Below are 18,782 nucleotides of genomic sequence, written 5' to 3' on the forward strand. Positions count from 1 at the left end.
GCCTCACCCGACCCGCCCGGGTATCCAGCACAACGTACTGAACACACAAGAACTTAAGGAGCCACCGATATGGTGCACGCACAGTTCGATCCGACCGCCCGCGAGGCGCTGGCCGATATCGCCGTCGCCGCCAAGATCGCCAAAGACCTGACCTGGCAGCAGATCGCGGACGCGGCCGGGCTCTCGCCCGCCTTCGTCACCGCCGCCATCCTGGGCCAGCACCCGCTGCCGGAGAAGTCCGCGCTCGCGGTCGCCGAGTTGCTCGACCTCGACGACGAGGCGGCCCGCCTGCTGCAGACCATCCCGCTGCGCGGCTCGATCCCCGGCGGCGTCCCCACCGACCCGACCATCTACCGCTTCTACGAGATGCTGCAGGTCTACGGCACCACCCTGAAGGCCCTGGTGCACGAGCAGTTCGGCGACGGCATCATCTCCGCGATCAATTTCAAGCTCGACGTGAAGAAGGTCGCCGACCCCGAGGGCGGCGAGCGCGCGGTCATCACCCTGGACGGAAAGTACTTGCCCACCAAACCGTTCTGACGTCCGGAAAGCCCGGAGATGACCTGAATGTCCGAAATTGGAAGCTGATCGGTCATGTGCGGGCACCTGGAGGTTTATCTGGTAACCGTACCGTCGCCTTCAAGGAGCTTCGGCGGACGGAGATGTGATGCTGGAACCGCGACTTCGAACCATGTGGCTGGCCAATGCGGCGAGTGCGGGGGCGGCGGTGGCCGTGCGCGCCCCGCGCCCGCTGTTCGCCAACCAGCGCCCGCTGTTCACCACCGAGACACGACGAGCGCAGGGCGAGGTCGTGGTGGCCTCGGACCTGGAAGTCGTGACGGTGACCGATCATTCGGCCGTCATCACCTGGACCACCCGGGCACGTAACCGGACCGGGCGACTACGGCCGGTGCCCGCCGACACCGAGGTGCGCATCGCGCCCGCCGACGGCCGCGAAGCGCCGCGCACCTGGCATTTCGAGGGGCGGCGGACGGCCTACCACTACGCGGAGATCCGGGATCTGGAACCGGGGCGCGCCTATCGCTTCGAGGCGTACTCCGACGGCCGTCGGGCCACGCCAGGCCGCACGCTGGTGACCCGGCGGTCCGGAACGCCGGAATCCACCGGCATTTTCACCACGTTGACACCGCCGCCGGGGCGACTGCTGCGCACCCTCGCGCTGACCAATGACCTGCACTACGGGGAACCTGCCAGCGGGTTGTTCGCGGGACTGTTCGAAGGGGTGCGGCACGGCACCGACGAGTACCCGGACTTCATGTTGCAGGCCGTCCTCGAGGATCTGCGCGTGCCGGACCGGGGCGTAGACCAGCTGGTGGTGGCGGGCGACATGACCGATTCGGGGACGGCCGAACAGGCACGCGGCGTGCGCGAACGCCTCGACGAGTGGGGCACGCTGGGCCGGGACTACTTCGTGTGCAGAGGAAATCACGACATCCGGCCGCCGGAGGAGACCGACCACTGGGGTGAGGTGTTCCACCCGCGCGAGCGGCTCGTCGAATACTTCGTCGGCGGGCTGCGGCTGATCGGGCTCGACACCACGCGGGCACGCGGGGCGGGCGGCACCCTCGACCCGTCCCAGCTCGCCCACCTGCGGGAACTGCTGCGCGGCGAACCGGACCGGCCAACACTGGTTTTCGGCCACCATCCGGTGACCAGGCATGCGGCGGTGAGCAATCCGGGCGGACCCGGGTTCGTGCTGGACCGCTTCAGCGCGGCCACGCTGCACGCGCTTTATGCGCACGCGCCGGGGGTGTTCCTGCACCACAGCGGGCACACACACCGGAATCGGCTGAGCCGCCCGGACTCCGGGGTCGGCGTGGAATTCCTCGAGGTGGGCGCGGTCAAGGAGTACCCGGGCGGGTACACGCTGGTGCGCGTCTACGAGGGCGGATACATGGTCAACTTCTACAAGACGCGTTCGGAGGCGGCGCGGCGCTGGAGCACCCGGACTCGCAGTCAATACATGGGATTGCATCCCGACCACCCGCTCGGCAGCCTCGTGGATCGCAATCATGTTGTGCTGCGTGACTTCTCGGGGTTGCGCGGCAGCATCGGCTGAAACCACCCCGGGCGGCGAGCGGATTTCGCGCGCGACACACCGGATTTCGAGACCTGGCGGTATGTCCGGTCATTGTGCCCCGGATGTCCGGGCATTTGGGCATACTGCCTGATGCGCGCCTCGAGCGGACATCGAAATGTCCGGTCGTTCACCGCTGTGCGCGCACCTTCGATTGGGCATGCTGGGTTCGGCACTTCTCTAGGTACGGAGGCACGGTGGGCAGGCAGGGCAGGCAGTACCGTTCGAATCACGGCACACTCCGGCATCAGCGCCCGCCCGTTCGCGCCACCCACGTTGCACGCCCCGCCCACTCCGTGCGCGATGTCCTCTGCGCCACCGGGTGGTTCATCTTCGAACTGCCCACCGCGGTGCTGCTCGCCGTGTTCGTCGGCACCGGTTGGCTCGGGTACGTCCAGCACGCGGGCACCCCGGCCCAGCCGCGGTCGGCCGTCGTCGTCCCGGCCGACGCTCCTGCTCCCTGATCCGATCCGGTAACCCCCGAACCGATCCCGGCGCGGCACGCTCGATTCCCGCACCCGCTGAAGCGATCTCGGCTGTCGGAAATCTGGTGTGCAGCCACCCCCGTCATCTCCGCATGCTTCGGCCGGAATTGACACCGGCGGTAGCTGGCGGGACCCACACCGGTGGTAGCCGTGCTACGCGTGTGGATTCCGGCTGAGAACGCGCCGAGATGACGGGGGATCGGTTGAGCGGCCAACCGAGTCCGGCCGAGATGATCTCGGCCCGGAGAAGGCGATTCAGGCCCCTGAACGACGCCACCCCGGTGGGCCGCTGGCTGCGGATCACCGGGGTGCTGGCGTATCCGGCCGATGTCACTGGGGCACCGGCCGATTCGGCTCACACGATTCAGTCGTCGTCGAGGCCACTGCCGTTGCGGGAGCGCGACGCGGCGCGAGCGCGACGACGGGCGGCCTGGAGTTCGGCGAGTTCCTGCTCCAGGGTCTCGGCGATCCGGAACTGACCGGTGTCGTAGACATTCAGCGGGGGGACCGGGTCGGCCAGGTCGGCGAGCGGGGACCGCTCGTCCTCCTCGGCCTTGCGGGGCTTGCCGGTGGCGGAACGGCGATCCTTGTTGGCGGATTTGCCGTTGTCCGAATGACTCTCGGACTTGCCGTTGCCGTTGGACCCGTTGCCATTGCCGTTGGACTCGGACCGGGTGGCCCGGGTCTCGGGCTCGATCACCTGGGCGTCGGCCTCGACGGTCCGCGCGGACTCGGCGGGGGCCGCGGTCAGCGCCGGGGTCTGGGTCGGCATCGGCGTCGGCTGCGGGCGCGACGGCCAGGACACTACGGTCGGCGCGGCACGGCGTAGTTGTTCGCCTGGGTCGGGTAGATCCCGGATCTGGTCGGTGGCCCGCACGATGGCCAGGCCGTAGCGTCCGGCCGCGGCATTGTGGATCAGCAGCGACACACCGATCATGACCGGTGCGATGGCGTGCACGGCCACGTCGTACCAGCTGCCGGTCTTGATGTACGGGTAGGTGTTCAGGATGACCGTCAAGCTCAACAGCGCCATCTCGGCCACCACCACCTGGCGGCGGCTGTCGATCACACCCCACTCAGCCACCTTGTTGGTGCCGATCATGATGATCACGAGGCAGACGCTGATCATGCCTTCGAGCAGATAGCTGAACCAGTAGAGCGGATCGCTCGCACCGCCCGGCGCAATATTGTGCTGCACGTTGACCGCGGACCACAGCATGCCAGCCGCGACCACACCGGCGAGCGCACGCTGGCTCCACGCCCGATGCTTGTACAGCGACGCCAGTTTGGCGTGCGGGCTCGATTCTCGCCGCTGTGCGGCGATCGCCTTGCGGGCGAGCAGCAAGTCGCGAATGTCGGCCTTCTCGATTTCCTCGGTGGTCTGCCGAGCACGGTCGGCCTGACCGGCCGCGGCCTCGGCCTGCTTCCAGCGTTGAGCCCGCTCCTGCTCGCGAATGCGCTCGGCTAGCTGACGCTCGGCGACCAGCTCGGTCTCCGACAGCGCATCGGTGAGGGCGGGATCGTACTGGTAGGCCAGCCGACCCCGGGCCTTCTCGACCCGTTGCGCCAGCTGACTGACGTCGTCCTCGCGCGGATTTTCAATTGTCATCTGGACCCCCGTCCAGGGAGTCCCGATGGCTGACAGGTGATTCCGGTGGGCACGGAGAACATTTCTAGTCGATGTTTGCCCAACCGCGAAACTGTTGATTTGCCGATGGTCCAATCCTTACGGCGCGCCGCGCCGCGACACGCGGATTCGGGTGTGAGTCAGGGCAGTACGAAGACCCGCTCCACCTCGCCGTCCAGTGGGGTTGCCGATCCCGCCTCGCCCCCAACCGGATTGCGAACCGGACCGGTCGGACATAGCGCGCGAACGTCGGTAAATCGGCAGAGGTCAAGGCGGAAACGGGCTTCCGCGTCGCGGGGCAACCAGCGCCCGCGCTCGGGGTGGGGCGGCGATGAACAGGGATTCGGGGGCGGCTTCCGAGTCGCTGGTGTTGCGCGAGCTGTGGCTCCGGTTCGTCCTGTGACGATTCGGTGGGTGTCCCGGGATTCCGGATCGGCACCGATGAGCCACAGGGCGAGTGACTGGGCCTGTGCCCGTTGCGGTTCGGCGAGGTTGCTCCCACCGGTTTCGCCGAGTCAGCAACCTCACCGACCACCACGCGGTTCCCGAATCGGTCGGTGAATCGGTCATCCCGGACCACCCCAGATATTCCACGTCCCCCGCAACGCCCTCACCTCCCGAGCCGCAACCTCCAACCGCGGCACCAACTCCTCGAAGTACCGCCGAGCATCACACTCCTCCCCGCACCCGCGATGCACCCCCCGCCCCCGTTGCGCCGCCGCGAGATTCATGACCGGATAGTCCGGCGCATCATGCGAGACGAAGCTCATGCCCTACCTCCGACTCGCTCATCGGATTCCCGAATGACCGCAATGGCTTGACGCTTCTTGCCGCATACAGAAACCGGGCATTCGGAATGGACTCGCAACACCTCGCGGGCGTAGCCAGTGGACATCGCGGTTATCGCCTCATGATTTTCGATCGAAATTCCGAACATGGTGACTCCGACTGTTGGCGTTGCTCTTTCGGAGCCCCCGGAATCGAGCCTGCCGAGCAGTTCCCGGTCCTGCGAAGGAGCACACGGGAGGCCGGAACCGATTGGAACCGCGGGTTTCGCGGCGATCCGGGGGCAGTCTCAGTAGACACCTGTCGCCCTGATGGGGGAATATTCCAGAAGGCAGTTTCCTCGCCCAATCCATCCATATTCCAATCACTTTCGGAAAACCATTCCAAAACCGCGCATAGACGATAGTGAGGCTAACGGGATGTCTGGTTCGACCGTTCCGCGCCGGATACTCGGCCGCCAATTGCGGCGACTGCGAGAAGCGGCGAAGGTGACCACGGCGGCCGCGTGCAAAGCGATTCAGTGCTCTCCGCAAACCATGTGGAGACTCGAGGGCGGGCAGGCCGTGAAGCTGAAGTACCTCGAGATCCGGGCGCTGTGCGAGCTTTACGAGGCTCCGGAGCGCGAGACGGAAGCCCTGCTGGGGCTGATCGAGGAAGCGCAGAAGACGGGCTGGTGGCACTCGTACGGCGACTCGGTCCCGACCCATTTCGATCTGTACCTCGGGCTCGAGGATGCGGCGAAACGGCTGACCACGTGGCAACTGACGCTGCTGCCGGGCTTGCTGCAGACTGCCGAGTACCGTCGCGCCGTCCAGTGGACCGCGTATCCGGGTATGCCCACTGCCGCCGTGGAGCAGCACGTGGAAGTGATAACCAAACGGCAAGAGCGGCTGCGAGACCCGGCCTTCTCGATCGTGGCGCTCTTGTCGGAGGCGGTCGTTCATCATCAGGTGGGCGGGCCCGCGGTCATGGCGGAGCAGCTTCGGCACCTGATCCAGATCGGTCAGCGCCGCAATGTGTCCATCAGAGTCGTGCCGCAAACGGTCGGCTCCCACATCGGCCTCCAGACCGGCCACTTCGTCCTGATGGAATTCCCCACCCGCGCCGCACAGGACCTCAAAACGAAGTGGACCGAACCGCCCGTGGTCTACGTCGAAGGCTTCACCGGAGCGCTTTACCTGGACCAATCGGACAAGGTGGACCGTTACCGCAGTGGTCTTGTGGAAATCAATCGCCATGCGTTGGATGAACAGCACACACGGGATCTGTTGGCGCACACAGCGAAGGAGTACGAAGCATGAGCACCGCCCGACAGGGTGCACAGTGGTACAAGAGCAGCCGTTCGGCGAACCAGGACGCGTGCGTGGAAGTCGCTCACCTGGAGTCGGCGACAGGTGTCCGCGACTCCAAGAACCCTGGCGGCCCCGAGTTGATGTTCCCGGCCGACCAGTGGACCGCATTCAATGCCGCCGTGAAGTCCGGACGGTTCGATCTGGCCTGACGGATCGTGCGGAATGGGGGGAGCCCGGGCGTCTTGCCCGGGCTCCCTGTTTCGTTGCGGGCCGAGATCGGCGGCGGGGTTCGCCGCCACATTCCGGACTTGTTGTCGCTCACCGGATCCGGCCCGAGGGGACCGGGCACCGATGATTTTCGACGCTGGCTCACCTCTGTATCAGTAGGAGGTGATTGGCATGACCGCATGTCAGGACCCCGGTACCCACGACGACTGCCGGGTGTCTCAGCTCACCGGCCCCGGTCTGAGCGGTGGTCGGGGCGCCGTCAATTGAGGAGTGCAACCATGAATGATCTACTCGGGCACGCCATCGCCGCGCACGGCGGCTTGGACCGGTGGAACCGGATCCACACGATCACCATTGATGCCAGCATCACGGGGGCTTTCTGGCAGATCAAGGGCAAGACCGACGCGCTCACGAAGATCCGTGTCGAGGCGGACACCACGCGGGAACGGCTGACCATGGATTTCCTTGGCCAGGACCGCCGGTCGGTCTTCGAGCCCGACCGCGTTGTCCTGCAACAACCCGTCGGTACGGTGGTCGCCACGCGCGACGACCCGGAACGGTCATTCGACGGCCACCAGTTCGAAACGCCTTGGGACGACCTGCATCTCGCCTACTTCACCGGCGAAGCATTGTGGACATACCTGACTACGCCGTTCCTGTTCACCTGGCCAGGATTCGTTACCGAAGAGATCGCCTCGATCGAGGCCGACGGCGAAGAGTGGCGGCGGCTGAAGGTTACCTTCCCCGACCACATCAAGAGCCATACCCGCACACAGGTGTTCTGCTTCGGTCCGGACGGGTTGCTGTGCCGTCACGACTTCAGCATCGACATCGTCGGCCGTACCGTCGAGTCTCAGCTGCACGCCGCCGACTACCGCGACGTCGACGGAGTCATCATCCCCGCAACGCGACGTGCCTATGCTCCGATGGGCGGCGAGCAGATCGTTTTCGTCGGCATCGACATGGCCGAGATCACCGCGTGCTGACCGATCGTATGACGTGGGAAGCCCGGGCCTTCGGCTCGGGCTCCCGATCGGTGTGAAAGGTCAGCTGACGGTTTCGAGTTCCTCGTCGAGGGGGATGGCGCCTTCCAGGCCGTGAGGGAGGCGGCGGCGGTTGGGGGAGCCGAGGGCGGTGGTGAGGTCGGTGCCGTCGTGTTCGGCGAGGAGGTCGGCGGCGTCCCAGACCAGGAGGGTGGCGCTGACGGTGTTTTCGGCCGCCGAGTGGGCGAGGTCGTAGTGGGCGCAGCCGGGGACGTGGGGGTAGGTGATCCAGAGGTCGTAGCCGGTCATGAACAGGTCGAGGTCGAATTGGACGGAGAGGCCGAGGAGTTCGCTGCGGCCGTTGTCGTCGACACCCGCGAAGGCTTCGTCGAGGGCCAGCAGGCGGGGGGCCTGGGGGTCGGCGGAGTCGAGCATGACGTGGGCGGCGGCGAAGAGCGGAAGGTGCAGGGAGACCGACTGTTCGCCGCCGGAGAGGGCGCTGTGGCGGGCCACGGTGAGGCGGTCCTCGGTGCCGTCGGCGTTGAGGATGGTGAAGGCGAAGGTCCGCCAGGTGCGGTAATCGAGGGTGGCGGCGAGGATTTCAGGGAAGGAACGCTCCGGGTGCGCCGCGCGGGCGGTGCGGATCTCGGCCGCGAAGTAGGCGCGGATGGTGGACAGATCCTCCGGGGTGAGGTCGGAGGAGTCGCGGTCCAGGAGCTTGCAGACCGCGCGAGCGGGCTCGGACAGGTTGTCGGCCAGCACCCAGTGCACGCCGATGGTGTTGCCCGAGGACATGCGCCGCTGCTTCATCTCCGCACCCATGCGGGAGATGAGTTCGCGTGCGTCACAGGTGCGTTCGTGGATTTGCTGGGCCAGTCCGGTCAGCAGCGCGTCCTCCAGGATGCGGCGCTCGGCGTCGGTGAGCAGCAGCTCCTGATCGCGGCGCGCGGAACCGATCCGCTCGGCGAAATCGGCCAAAGCAGAAAGGCCGTGATCGTCGTGCACCTGCACCACGGTGAGCCCGTCGGCGGCATCCCAGTGCAAGCGGTAGTCCTGTCGGGCCGCGGTGAGCGCGGCATCGAACTCCTGCAACGCGGTGGTGACCGCACTGCGGGTCGACTTGCGTGCCGCCTCGCCCACTCGCACCGAAGCCGTTGCGGCGGCGAGATTCTCGAACAGCTCGGTCACCTCCACCGGCAGCACGGTGAGCTCCTGCTCAGGATCGCCGTTCTCGATCCGGTAGAGCAACTGCTCCGGCGTCGACCAGGCGGCATCACTACTGGGCCACCGGGTCTTGGCGGGCGCGCCCAGCAGGCTGAGCAGATCCGGCCGCGCGTACGGAGCCAGATGCCGGACATCCGAGAGCAATTCGGCCAGCGCGGTGCCGAGCGTGTCGTGTGCGGCCCGATGCGCGCCCTCGGCGGTACCGACCGCCTCGATGGCTTCCGAGGCCGCCTTGCGGGCCGACTTCTGCTCGGCGCGTGCCGCATCGATCTTCGCGCGGGCGGTCTCCAGATCCCGGTCGATGTCGGCGGCTCCGGCCCCGAGCGCCTCCCGCAGCATCTCGAGCTTGCGCGACTGCTCCTCGTACCCGGAGCGCGCGGCCTCGGCCTCTTCCGCGAACGCCTCCGCGAGATCCTTCGACTCGTCGAGCCGGTCCCCGGCCTCCCGGGCGCGTTCGTGCTCGCGCTGATGGTCGCCGCGCAACCGCAGTAGCGCGGTGCCCGCGTTCTCGAAATGCCTGACGGCAGCGGCCAAAGCGTCCAGTTCCGCCGGATCGCGGGGCGCACGGTGATCGGCGGCGATGGCGCGCACCTTCTTGTCCGCGGCGGTGTAATCCGCGACCGCCTGATCCAGATCCTTCTCGGCCTGCGCGGCCGCCTCCGACCGCGAGCGCAACATGCCCGCCGCCTCGGCGACCCCGCGCAGCGCGGCGGTCACGCCGGTGGTGCGCGGAAGAGCCTTGGCGGCGGCGGAAATACGCGCCAGCTCCTCGGTGGCGGCCTGCTCCTCGGCCTTGGCCGTATCCGCCTCGACAATGGCCGCTTCGATCGCTGCGGCCAGCTCGGCCAGCCGCACCTCGCGACGCCGTGCGCGCGCGGTGGTGCCGATGAATTCCGCATCGGCCTTGAAATGGCGGCCGACCTGAACCCCTTGGCGGTAGCGGCCGTCCGTGGCGACCGCGACCCCGCCGGTGCTCGAAACCGGCTGCGCCGCCGCGCCGGATGCCCGGAGCGCCAGGCCGGTACCGGACTCGCCAGCGCCGCCACCGGACCGGAGCGCGTCGCCACTCGCCTGGAGAGCGCGGGTATCGGATTTGCCGACGTCGGGACCTGACTTGTCGCGACCGGTGCCTGCGTCGGTACCGGCCGCGCTCGTGGAAAACTCGTGCAGCGCAATCGAGGCGAGGACATCGGCCACCGTCTGTCGCGGCACGGTCAGCGAATCGGTGTCGTCCTCGACCACCAGGACATCGGCGAGAGTGCGCCCCGACGGCCGCTCCTGCGCCGGCAGCGGCACCAGGAACTGGTCGGACGCGTGCTCGGGCAGCTCGCCGGTGGGACACACCCAGGCGTCGAGCAGGTTGGTGGCCTGCAACGCCGCCTCGATACCCGCCGCCTGCGCCGCCCCGACCTGATCGGCGAAACGGACCAAGCGCCACAGCGGGGCACCCGGACGATCGGGCCGAACGTCGCTGCGGGCCGCGAAAGCCGGTGGCGCGTCATCGCGTTCGGCCGCCACGGACTCGCGCTCGGCCCGCAGCTCACCCGCTCGCGCGGTGGCCTGCGCGGCACGGGTGCGCGCCTCCTGCCGTCGCGCGCGGATCTCATCGGTCAGCGGCTCCGTGCGCTCGGCGAGCGCCTCGGCCGGGGTCGCGGGTGCGGTGTCGTCGTCGAGAGCCGCCGCGATCGACGCCCGCGACTCGGCCGCAGCGAGCGCCGCACCACCGGATCCGGTTGTCGTGGAGCGGGTTCCGGCCGCCACATCACCGAGTGCGGTGTCTCGCACCGCGTCGTCGCGGGTGACAGCGCCGTCGCCTCGGGCCACTTCGTCGTGCGTGTTGGCACCGTTGCCGTTGGCCATGCTGCTGTCGGTCGCGGCACTGCCGCCGCGCCCCTTCTTGCCTTTGCCGACCGCTTTGCTCGGCCGCGGAACCTGCTCGGTGCCAACGGCCCCGAGGGCGTCGTTGATCGCTTCGAACAGACCGGTGCGGATGGGGGAGTAGACCTCCCGATGGGTGTCCCACCAATCACGCAGCGCGGTGGCGGCATCGGCGCGCGCCAAGGCTACCTCGGCCTCGGCTTCGGCGAGTTCGGCGGTGGCGGCGTCGCGCAGTTCGACCGCGCGCTGGCCCGCTCGTTCGGCCCGGGTGCGTTCGGTGACGGCCTGGTCTACCAGGGTCAGCGCGCGTCGCACGGCGCGGACGTCGGCGTCGCGTTCCTCGGCGTGGGAGCGGACCGTAGTGGTGAGGTGGTCGCTACGGGCCGATTCCGGCAGCGACGTCCAGGCGATGCCCGCTTCCTCTGCGACGGAACGCAATTCGTCCTCACCGCGGGCCAGGGCGGAGGAGGCGTTCGCCACGGCGGCGCGGGCGCGTTCGGATTCCTCGGCGCGCTGATCCACGGTCTGCCGGGACTTCAGCGCCTTGTCGCTGTGCACGGCGGCCGAGGATTCCAGGCGGCGTACCGCGTCGGCGAGATCGTCGAGCTGCTGTTTGCCCTCGTAAGCGCTGGAGCGCTGCAGAGTTTCGCGGTCGGCGAGGGCCTGCTCGTAGGCGCGATCGGCGTCTTCGGCGCGGGTCTCGGCGGCGGTGCGCTCCGTGTCGCGGCGCTTGCGCAGGGCCGCGGCGGCGTGCAGGGCGGTACCGGCGTGGGTGACCGCGTCCAACCGGGTCTGCACCTGGTCGACATCCGACTTTGCCTGCACGGCAAGGTATTTGCGGTACACCTTGACGAAATCGCGGGTCGCGGTATCAGCCTGGATGAGACCCTCGAGGGTGCGGCCCACCTCCTCCATATCGCTGAAGGAGCGGGCGGCGTCGAGGATCAGCTGCTCGTCGAGCGGCCGCAGACCGTCGGTCAGCGCCTGCGACAGACCACGCGGGTCCAGGTTCTTGGCCAGCTGCGGACGGCGCAGCGTCAGAATCAGATTGATCAGCTGGTCGTAGCGCTGCTGGCCGAGCCCGAACATGCGGCCGTCGATGGCATTGCGGTACTCCACCGGCCGATCCACGATGGCGTCGGAGCCGATCTGCTCGGCCAGTTGCTTGCGGGTCAACGGCCGGTCGTCGGGGCCCAGCAGCGAGAAATCCACGCCCACCCGGCCGTCGGCGACGAAATACCAGCGCGTCACCTTGTCGTTGGAGCGGGTGGCGCGCATGCCGATGCCGATGGTGACCGTCTCCGGCTCATCCCAGGTGCCGCGCGCGAACTCCATCCACACGTACGAGTACGCCGATTCCTGCTTGCGGTAGAGCAGGTTCGACTTCATGGTGCGTTCTTCGCCCGCGAACGGGTTGAGGCGGCGCGGCTCGATGCGGCCGTCCAGCACGAACGGGAACAGGACTTCTAGCGCCTTGGTCTTGCCCGAGCCGTTGGGCCCGCGCAGCACCAGGCGGCCGTCGGCAAAGCAGAACTCCTGGTCGCGGTAGTCCCACAGGTTGATGATGCCCGCGCGGGTGGGGACGAAGCGCACTCCACCGTGAATGTGGTCGGCCATCAGTCGCCGGATCCCTTCTCTGTCGAGCCGTCCGCGCCGAGTTGCGTGGGGGAGATGAACAATTCGGTCTCCGCGCGGGTGCGGATGGTGACGATCGCGCCGCGGTAGCGGGCCAGCGCGGGCAGGATGAGCAGACCGCCGTCGATCAGCTCGACCAGGCGCAGGCGCTCCAGCAGCGACACCACCTCGGCGGTGAGACCGGGGACATCGGCCTGCCATTGCGCGGCGAAGGTATTGCCGTAGCGGGCGGTGAGCATGTGCACGGTGTCGCGGATCCACGACGATTCGAGGAACGGGTACTCCGGAATCTCCGGCTCATCCTCATCGATGTCCGGATCGTCCTGCAGACCGAAGACATCCAGCGGATCGGCCAGCGGCGCGAACACCGTCGTCCTCGGGATGGCGCTGTCCAGCTGCTCGGCGAGATCGGTGAACGGGCGTTCCGGCCGGGGCCTGCGCTCCACCGGATTGTCGATATCCAGGACCAGATCCGCGATTTCACCGGCCAGCAGCAGCGCGACCTGGGCGAGCGTGCCGGTGCCCGGGAAACGCACATCCGTGAGACGGCCCGAACTGTCGATCAGTGCAACGCCTTCCGCGCGCCGCTCGGCCCGCAGGCCGGTGAGATATTCGACCTCGGTGACCAGCTTCTCCTGCGCCAGCAGCGAACGCTCCGGTTCGTCGAGCTCGTCGGCGTACACCACCGGCTGCTCAACCAACGCACGACGCACCCTGCGCGCCGCGAGAGTCATTGCGGGGGAACGGGTATCAGCGCCGCCCGCCTCCTCGCCCAGCAAGCCGGTGACACTCTGCAGATGCTGCAGCGCCCGCGGCGGGCGGAACAGGGCGAACACCACCGACCGGTCGATGTCGTAGAGCGCCTCGCCCGCTTCGGGATCGCTGGCCCAGCCGCCCGCGTCGCCATCGGCCAGGGTGACCGCGCCGCGCGCCGCCAGCCAGCCCACCGCGTCCACGAACGCGTCACGATCGGCGGCCCGGTCGGGCGCCAGCTCGAGCCCGTCGATCCGCTCGGTATAGGCGGCCACCTGATCGGCCAACTCCGACAACGTGATCTGATCACCGGCCCGGCCCAGTGCCGCCAGCCCCAACGCCAGATACGCGTAGCGGCGACGATCGAACAGCCGGTCCCCGGTAGTGCGGGCGGGCCGCCCGGACTCCAGCTTGTCGAGTACCGGGAACAGCCGCGCCGTGGTCTCGGTGACCTCCAAGCGATACCCGAACAGCTCGGCCAGATCCTCCCGCAACTCCGTTGCCCACCGCCGAAGCAGCGGCAGCGCAATCCGATCCGGATAGGTACGAGTCACCAGATGATTGGCCAGAATTACCCGCGCAGCACGCTGATAACTGTCCAGCGCCAGCGAATCGATACTCCGCGCATGCATCAGCCCACCTCCCCATCGTCGGGCTTCGTGGCAGCTGCTTTTCGGGTGCGGACCGACGTGGTCTCGCGTACTTCCAGGCGGCGATTGTTCAGGTGCAGAACGCCTTTGGAGGTGCGGACCAGGGTGGAGCCGGGGTGCTCGGATACGGTGAGGGTCACGCCGTTGTCGGAGCCCGAGGTGCCCGGGACCCGACCGCTGACCGGCACCCACGCGGTGGAGGCGGCGTCGAGAAGCTTGAGTAGCACCTCGGTTTCGCCCTCGTCGAGTTCCCGGTCATAGAGGTCGGCGGAGGCCAGCGAGCGGGCGGCCTCGGCGCGGGCGCGCTGGGCGTCCAGCTGTACCTGGCGCAGGCGGCGGATCCCCGCGTCATTGCGCTGTAGCCGGGCGGGCGCGCCGGGGGAGGGCGGGCGGCCGGTCTCGGCGAGGGTGCGAGCGATCTCCAAAGGCGGTGCGTCCCACCAGGATCGGATGGCGGGAATGACATCCGCGTCCGGGTGCTGCATGGCCAGGTGACGCGGACGGCCCAGGCCGAAGACCGCGTCGTAGAGGGCGTGCGCGGCGTCGGCGGACGGGGCGGCGGTGAACCAACCGGCCAGATGCCGCAGCGCCGATTCGCGGCTGACACCGCCCTTACGAGTCTCGGTCACCCGCCGCAGCAGCGACAGCACCGCGGCGATGGCGCTCATGGTCGCCTCGCGCAGGCGCTCGCACTCGGTCAGCCCGCCCTCGTCGTCACCGATGAACCAGGCCCGCAGGCCCTGCCAGCGGGCGCGCCAATCGGCTTGGCGCTCAGCATTGTTGAGCAGCACCCGCTCGTCGCAGCGCGCCGCCCGCTCGATGAGATCCTCTACTCCGGTCGCCTCCACCTCGCGGATGGCGGCGGCCAGCCGCGGCGCGAAACGTGCCAGGTCCATGGAGAATTCGCGCATGTGCGCCAGCAGCGCGTCCTTGTGCGCGAGGAACGCCTCCGGCGTGGCCTCGGTCGTGCGGACCAGATCGCCCAGGGTCAGATAGAAATGCGCGGCCCGCTCGGCCAGATCCGACAGCGCCCGGTCGAGACGGTTGAGCACCCGGTAGACGCGGGGCGCGTCGGCGCTCTTGTTGGCCTCCGAGAGCGTGTGCAGATCGGCGAGCAGTTCCGGCAGCACCAGGCGGGAGAGCGCGGCCTCGTCGAGCCGTGCGTCGAGCACATCCGAAACCGCCCGATATGCCTGATATCCCGCTTGGGAGAACTGATAGACGAAGTGCCGGTTGCGATACTCGGCCAGGGTGGCCGCACGCGTCCCGTCATAGCTGCGTTCCAGCACACCCCACTGATGCAACTGCTCGAGCAGCGGCCCGACCTCGGTCGGAGTCAATCCCGGTGCGCCCGGGCAACGATTGAGCGTGTCAGCGACATCCGAGGCGTGCAGCAGCACCACATACGCGGCGCGCGCGGTGTCGAACGCCCGCAACACCCACAGGTAATCGACCCGTTTCTCGGCGGTGGCGAAGGAGAACAAACGCAGCCGGTCGGCATGCGGAAACGCGTCGGACCCGACCCCCATCGGGTCGGGCAGCAATCCGTCAGCGGACTCGGTCACCGGGAGAAGGTTAGTACTCCCTGCCGACCGGTTCGGAATCGTGCCGAGTGTCGGCGCGCCCGATACCGCACCCGGCAACCGTTTCCCATGGTCGCGGCAGCCTCTCAGCTACCCGGCAGCGCGTCAGGAACCGAGCGCGGCCACACCCGCCTGCGCGAACTTCTCGTCCTGATCACCACTGGGCGCACCCGCGACCCCGATGCCCGCGATCGGCGCGCCACCCTTGGCGGTCACCGGCGTGCCGCCCCCGAGGAACAGGGTGCCCTTGATGTCGGCCAGGTGCGGCGCGCCGTCGAGACGCTTGGCCAGCACCGAGGTCGGGGCATTCCAGGAGACCGCGGTGAACGCCTTCTCCTGCGCGGACTGGTAGGACTGCGGGCCGGCGCCGTCACCGCGCAGCGTCACCACGGTATTGCCGTCGCGGTCGACCACCGCGACCGTCACATGCTGGTTGTCCTTGACGGCGGCGTCGAGGGCGGCCTGCGCGGCCTTGGTGGCGGCGGCGATGGTGAGATGCGTGCTCTGCTGCAGATTGCCGTTGGCGACATCGGCGACCACCGGGGTCTTGCTGCCCGGATCCGGATCCTGCGCGTTCACCGACACCACGCCGATGACACCCGCCGCGACGACCGCCGCGGTCGCGCCGCCGATGATCAACTTGGTGCGCTTGGAAGTGGACTGCTCGGACATTTCGGATCCTCCATGGAACTCGGGTGAAAGCGGTTCGCTCTGTTCGACTTCCAGCCTGCTGGCCCGCGGCCCGCGCCACATCGGCGCAGTGGTTGGGAATCCGCACGCGGTCCGGCTGATACCGGTATCAGCCGATCGGTTGACCCCGACCCGGGTGCGGGCACGGCAGAATGAGGATGTTTACCCACGTCACTGCCGCCGAGGAGGTGCCCGCATGCCCGCCCACGACCAGATGCCGACACCGCCTCGCGATGATGCCCGGCTGCTCGTCACCATCGTGCACAGCGCGTTCTATGTGTTGCTGGCCGCCTCGCTGCTGCGATATCTGCTGCGCCACCACGACAACCCGCGCATGCCGTGGGTGATCGGTCTCTCGCTCGTGCTGGCCGTGCTCTATGTGGTGAGCGAGCTACGCGCCTCGCGGCGGGTGCTGTGGTTCGCGCTGCTGGTGACCGTTTGGTCGGTATTGGTCGTGCTGGCACCGAGTTTCGCGTGGTGCGCGGTCCCGCTGCTGTACACGGGCCTGCGTATCCTGCCCCTGCGCATCGCGCTGGCCCTGGTTGCGGGGCTGACCACGCTCGTCATCTACGCGCAGTTGCAACTCGCCGACTGGGTGGACCCCAACCTGCTGCTCGCTCCGCCCGCGGTCGCCGCGCTGACCACCGCGCTGTTCGTCGGCCTGCGGCGCCAGACCGAACGTCAGGCCGCCCTCATCGACGATCTACGCGCGACCCGCCGCGAACTGGCCGCCACCGAACGCCGCGAAGGCGCTCTCGCCGAACGCGAGCGCCTGGCCATGGAAATCCACGACACCCTCGCGCAGGGTCTGTCGAGCCAAAGCATGCTGCTGCAGGCCGCCGACCGAATCTGGGACAGCGAGCCCGCTCGCGCTCGCGAGCACGTGCGCGGCGCGGCATCGGTCGCCGAACACAACCTGGCCGAGGCCCGCCGCTTCGTCCACGACCTCACCCCGACCGACCTGGCAGGCGGCTCCCTCGTGCCCGCGCTCGAGTCGATGGCCGCACGCGAGGCCGGTGACACCCTCACCGTGCGCATCCACGTGGAGGGCGCACCGACCGGGCTACCTCCCGGAGTCGAGGCCGCGCTGTTGCGAATCGCACAGGGCGCCTTGGCGAATGCCCGCGAGCACGCCGATGCGACCACGGTCACCCTCACCCTCACCGACCTCGGCGACCGCCTCGTCCTCGACATCGCCGACAACGGAGCAGGTTTCGACCCCGCCACCGTCCCCGCCACCCCCGACCGCGGCCACGGCCTCCCCGCCATGCGCGCCCGCCTCCGCCAACTCGGCGGCACCCTCACCGTCGAATCGGCCCCCGGCGACGGCACCGTCATCTCCGCCGAAATCCCGCTGGACCGGCCATGACCACCGCGAATCCCCTGGAGTGCCCGTGACCGCCACGAATTCCCTGGAGTGCCCGTGACCGCCACGAATTCCCCTGTCCGGCTGGTGATCTGCGACGACCACGCGGTGGTCCGCGCGGGCCTGCGCGCTCTGCTCGACAGCGCACCCGACATCGAGGTGATCGGCGAGGCAGGCAGCGGCCCCGAAATCGTCACCCTCGCAACCCGACTCCACCCCGACGTTGTCCTCATGGACCTCCAACTGGGCGGCGACATGGACGGCATCGAAGCCACCCGCCAAATCACCTCAGCCCCCGCCCCAACCCCCCACGTCCTGGTCCTCACCACCTACGACACCGACGCCGACATCACCCGAGCCATCGCCGCCGGCGCCACCGGCTACCTCCTCAAAGCCGAACGCCCCGAAGAACTCTTCACCGCCATCCACGCCGCCGCCCAAGGCCGTACGGCGCTCTCCCCACCCATCGCCGACCGCGTCATGAACCGCATGCGAAACCCCCAGCCCACCTTGACCACTCGCGAACTCGACATCCTGGCCCAACTCGCCCAGGGTCTGGGCAATCGCGAAATCGCCCGAGCCCTCCACATCAGCGAAGCCACCGTCAAAACCCACCTAGGCCGCATCTACGACAAACTCGGCGTAGACACCCGAGCCGCCGCCGTAGCCACCGCCACCGAACGCCGCCTCCTGACCTGACCGCGCCCACCCGAAGGTCGAGTGGCACACGGTGGAGGCAGAGTCGGAACGGCGTAGGAGGATGGGGTGATCGAGGATGATCTGCTGGGCCGAATTGATCGTTTGCTCGCTGCGGCGCACTCGGATTGGCGGCGGCCGCTCGTGGTGGACCGGGCCGATGGCAGCGAGGCCTCACGGCGGTATCAGCTGATCGAAAGCACGCGGCTACAGCTCGGTGTCACGCTCACTGAACGGCCCGAGTGGACAGCGGCGAGATCTGAGGAGATCTTCGCAGTACTGCTGCTCGATGACGGGATGACGAGTCAGCTTGTCCACCCGCTCATCGCCGCTATTGGGCGTCGCGCGGTCCTGCAGAGGCTGATCGCGACCCTCGAGGACGAGCGCCAAAACCTCCAGGTTCTCGAAAACGCTGCGCAAGCGGCGTATTGGGTGCGCTGCTGGGAACCGGCCGAGCTGCGCAGGCTTCGGCGCGCCGCGGTTGCCGCAGGCGCGCGTACGGCTTCGGAGGTCCAGAGTTACCTCCGCGCGCACCGGGAACCAGAACTTGCGACGACTCCTGTAGGCGACCTATGGCCCCGATTCTGGCGAGCCTGTATGCGGATCTTCGTGGCCTGCGAAGACCTGGATACCAGGCGCCGCATCCAGACTGCGTTCCCCCTCGAATCATCGTGCTATCCAGTCGAGTTCGCTGCATATGTCAGCGCCGCCACAGAGATCGCCAACGCCGATACCGCTAATTTCAGACGCTTACTGGAAGGCTCCACCGGTCTCGGTCATTCGATCTGACGTCAGTGCGGGTGGCCCG

14 protein-coding genes are annotated in these 18,782 nt (G+C 68.3%); 9 read left to right on the forward strand and 5 right to left on the reverse strand.

All coding sequences use genetic code 11. The features are described 5' to 3' along the window. Positions 1-69: 69 nt before the first annotated feature. The 3 genes from cynS (at position 70) to ACYVN4_RS23110 (ending at position 2,562) form a co-directional block, all read left to right on the forward strand. Complete coding sequence (gene cynS, locus ACYVN4_RS23100) at positions 70-540, forward strand: cyanase (RefSeq protein ID WP_460724075.1); 471 nt, start codon at positions 70-72, stop codon at positions 538-540. A gap of 127 nt (positions 541-667) precedes the next feature. After that, on the forward strand, positions 668-2,080 hold the full coding sequence (locus tag ACYVN4_RS23105; protein ID WP_460724076.1) for a metallophosphoesterase: 1,413 nt from the start codon (positions 668-670) through the stop codon (positions 2,078-2,080). A gap of 215 nt (positions 2,081-2,295) precedes the next feature. Next, the gene (locus ACYVN4_RS23110; protein WP_460724077.1) at positions 2,296-2,562 is read left to right on the forward strand and encodes a hypothetical protein; all 267 of its coding nucleotides are present in this window, start codon (positions 2,296-2,298) and stop codon (positions 2,560-2,562) included. 385 nt (positions 2,563-2,947) lie between these two features. On the opposite strand, the gene ACYVN4_RS23115 is transcribed toward ACYVN4_RS23110, so the two are convergent. Beyond that, the gene (locus ACYVN4_RS23115; RefSeq protein ID WP_460724078.1) at positions 2,948-4,192 is read right to left on the reverse strand and encodes a hypothetical protein; all 1,245 of its coding nucleotides are present in this window, start codon (positions 4,190-4,192) and stop codon (positions 2,948-2,950) included. Between the two features lie 1,223 nt (positions 4,193-5,415). On the opposite strand from ACYVN4_RS23115, the gene ACYVN4_RS23120 reads away from it, so the two are divergent. The 3 genes from ACYVN4_RS23120 (at position 5,416) to ACYVN4_RS23130 (ending at position 7,502) form a co-directional block, all read left to right on the forward strand. Continuing rightward, complete coding sequence (locus ACYVN4_RS23120; protein WP_460724079.1) at positions 5,416-6,297, forward strand: helix-turn-helix domain-containing protein; 882 nt, start codon at positions 5,416-5,418, stop codon at positions 6,295-6,297. Then, complete coding sequence (locus ACYVN4_RS23125) at positions 6,294-6,497, forward strand: DUF397 domain-containing protein (protein WP_460724080.1); 204 nt, start codon at positions 6,294-6,296, stop codon at positions 6,495-6,497. Before ACYVN4_RS23120 ends, ACYVN4_RS23125 begins: the two co-directional genes overlap by 4 nt. A 297-nt stretch (positions 6,498-6,794) precedes the next feature. Next, the gene (locus ACYVN4_RS23130; protein WP_460724081.1) at positions 6,795-7,502 is read left to right on the forward strand and encodes a hypothetical protein; all 708 of its coding nucleotides are present in this window, start codon (positions 6,795-6,797) and stop codon (positions 7,500-7,502) included. A 60-nt stretch (positions 7,503-7,562) separates the two neighbouring features. On the opposite strand, the gene ACYVN4_RS23135 is transcribed toward ACYVN4_RS23130, so the two are convergent. From ACYVN4_RS23135 to ACYVN4_RS23150, 4 genes are all read right to left on the reverse strand, one after another. Further along, complete coding sequence (locus ACYVN4_RS23135; protein WP_460724082.1) at positions 7,563-12,218, reverse strand: SbcC/MukB-like Walker B domain-containing protein; 4,656 nt, start codon at positions 12,216-12,218, stop codon at positions 7,563-7,565. After that, complete coding sequence (locus tag ACYVN4_RS23140) at positions 12,218-13,621, reverse strand: TIGR02678 family protein (RefSeq protein WP_460724083.1); 1,404 nt, start codon at positions 13,619-13,621, stop codon at positions 12,218-12,220. Before ACYVN4_RS23140 ends, ACYVN4_RS23135 begins: the two co-directional genes overlap by 1 nt. Beyond that, positions 13,621-15,168: a TIGR02677 family protein gene (locus ACYVN4_RS23145; RefSeq protein ID WP_460724657.1), complete on the reverse strand. Its 1,548-nt coding sequence runs from the start codon at positions 15,166-15,168 to the stop codon at positions 13,621-13,623. Before ACYVN4_RS23145 ends, ACYVN4_RS23140 begins: the two co-directional genes overlap by 1 nt. A gap of 159 nt (positions 15,169-15,327) precedes the next feature. Beyond that, the gene (locus ACYVN4_RS23150) at positions 15,328-15,894 is read right to left on the reverse strand and encodes a GlcG/HbpS family heme-binding protein (RefSeq protein ID WP_460724084.1); all 567 of its coding nucleotides are present in this window, start codon (positions 15,892-15,894) and stop codon (positions 15,328-15,330) included. A 214-nt stretch (positions 15,895-16,108) separates the two neighbouring features. Here ACYVN4_RS23150 and ACYVN4_RS23155 point away from each other — a divergent pair, with 214 nt between their 5' ends. The 3 genes from ACYVN4_RS23155 (at position 16,109) to ACYVN4_RS23165 (ending at position 18,763) form a co-directional block, all read left to right on the forward strand. Then, positions 16,109-17,281, forward strand: coding sequence for a sensor histidine kinase (locus ACYVN4_RS23155; RefSeq protein WP_460724085.1), 1,173 nt, complete (start codon positions 16,109-16,111; stop codon positions 17,279-17,281). Between the two features lie 54 nt (positions 17,282-17,335). After that, positions 17,336-17,977, forward strand: a complete 642-nt coding sequence (locus ACYVN4_RS23160; protein WP_460724086.1) for a response regulator — start codon at positions 17,336-17,338, stop codon at positions 17,975-17,977. A gap of 66 nt (positions 17,978-18,043) precedes the next feature. After that, on the forward strand, positions 18,044-18,763 hold the full coding sequence (locus tag ACYVN4_RS23165) for a hypothetical protein (protein WP_460724087.1): 720 nt from the start codon (positions 18,044-18,046) through the stop codon (positions 18,761-18,763). Positions 18,764-18,782: the final 19 nt, after the last annotated feature.

Source organism: Nocardia heshunensis, assembly GCF_054782115.1.

Excerpts from the sequence above, each read along its gene's own strand:
- cynS (WP_460724075.1), top strand. The coding sequence starts at position 70 with ATGGTGCACGCACAGTTCGATCCGACCGCCCGCGAGGCGCTGGCCGAT.
- ACYVN4_RS23105 (WP_460724076.1), top strand. The coding sequence starts at position 668 with ATGCTGGAACCGCGACTTCGAACCATGTGGCTGGCCAATGCGGCGAGT.
- ACYVN4_RS23115 (WP_460724078.1), bottom strand. The coding sequence starts at position 4,192 with ATGACAATTGAAAATCCGCGCGAGGACGACGTCAGTCAGCTGGCGCAA.
- ACYVN4_RS23120 (WP_460724079.1), top strand. The coding sequence starts at position 5,416 with ATGTCTGGTTCGACCGTTCCGCGCCGGATACTCGGCCGCCAATTGCGG.
- ACYVN4_RS23125 (WP_460724080.1), top strand. The coding sequence starts at position 6,294 with ATGAGCACCGCCCGACAGGGTGCACAGTGGTACAAGAGCAGCCGTTCG.
- ACYVN4_RS23130 (WP_460724081.1), top strand. The coding sequence starts at position 6,795 with ATGAATGATCTACTCGGGCACGCCATCGCCGCGCACGGCGGCTTGGAC.
- ACYVN4_RS23135 (WP_460724082.1), bottom strand. The coding sequence starts at position 12,218 with ATGGCCGACCACATTCACGGTGGAGTGCGCTTCGTCCCCACCCGCGCG.
- ACYVN4_RS23140 (WP_460724083.1), bottom strand. The coding sequence starts at position 13,621 with ATGCATGCGCGGAGTATCGATTCGCTGGCGCTGGACAGTTATCAGCGT.
- ACYVN4_RS23145 (WP_460724657.1), bottom strand. The coding sequence starts at position 15,168 with ATGGGGGTCGGGTCCGACGCGTTTCCGCATGCCGACCGGCTGCGTTTG.
- ACYVN4_RS23150 (WP_460724084.1), bottom strand. The coding sequence starts at position 15,894 with ATGTCCGAGCAGTCCACTTCCAAGCGCACCAAGTTGATCATCGGCGGC.
- ACYVN4_RS23155 (WP_460724085.1), top strand. The coding sequence starts at position 16,109 with ATGCCCGCCCACGACCAGATGCCGACACCGCCTCGCGATGATGCCCGG.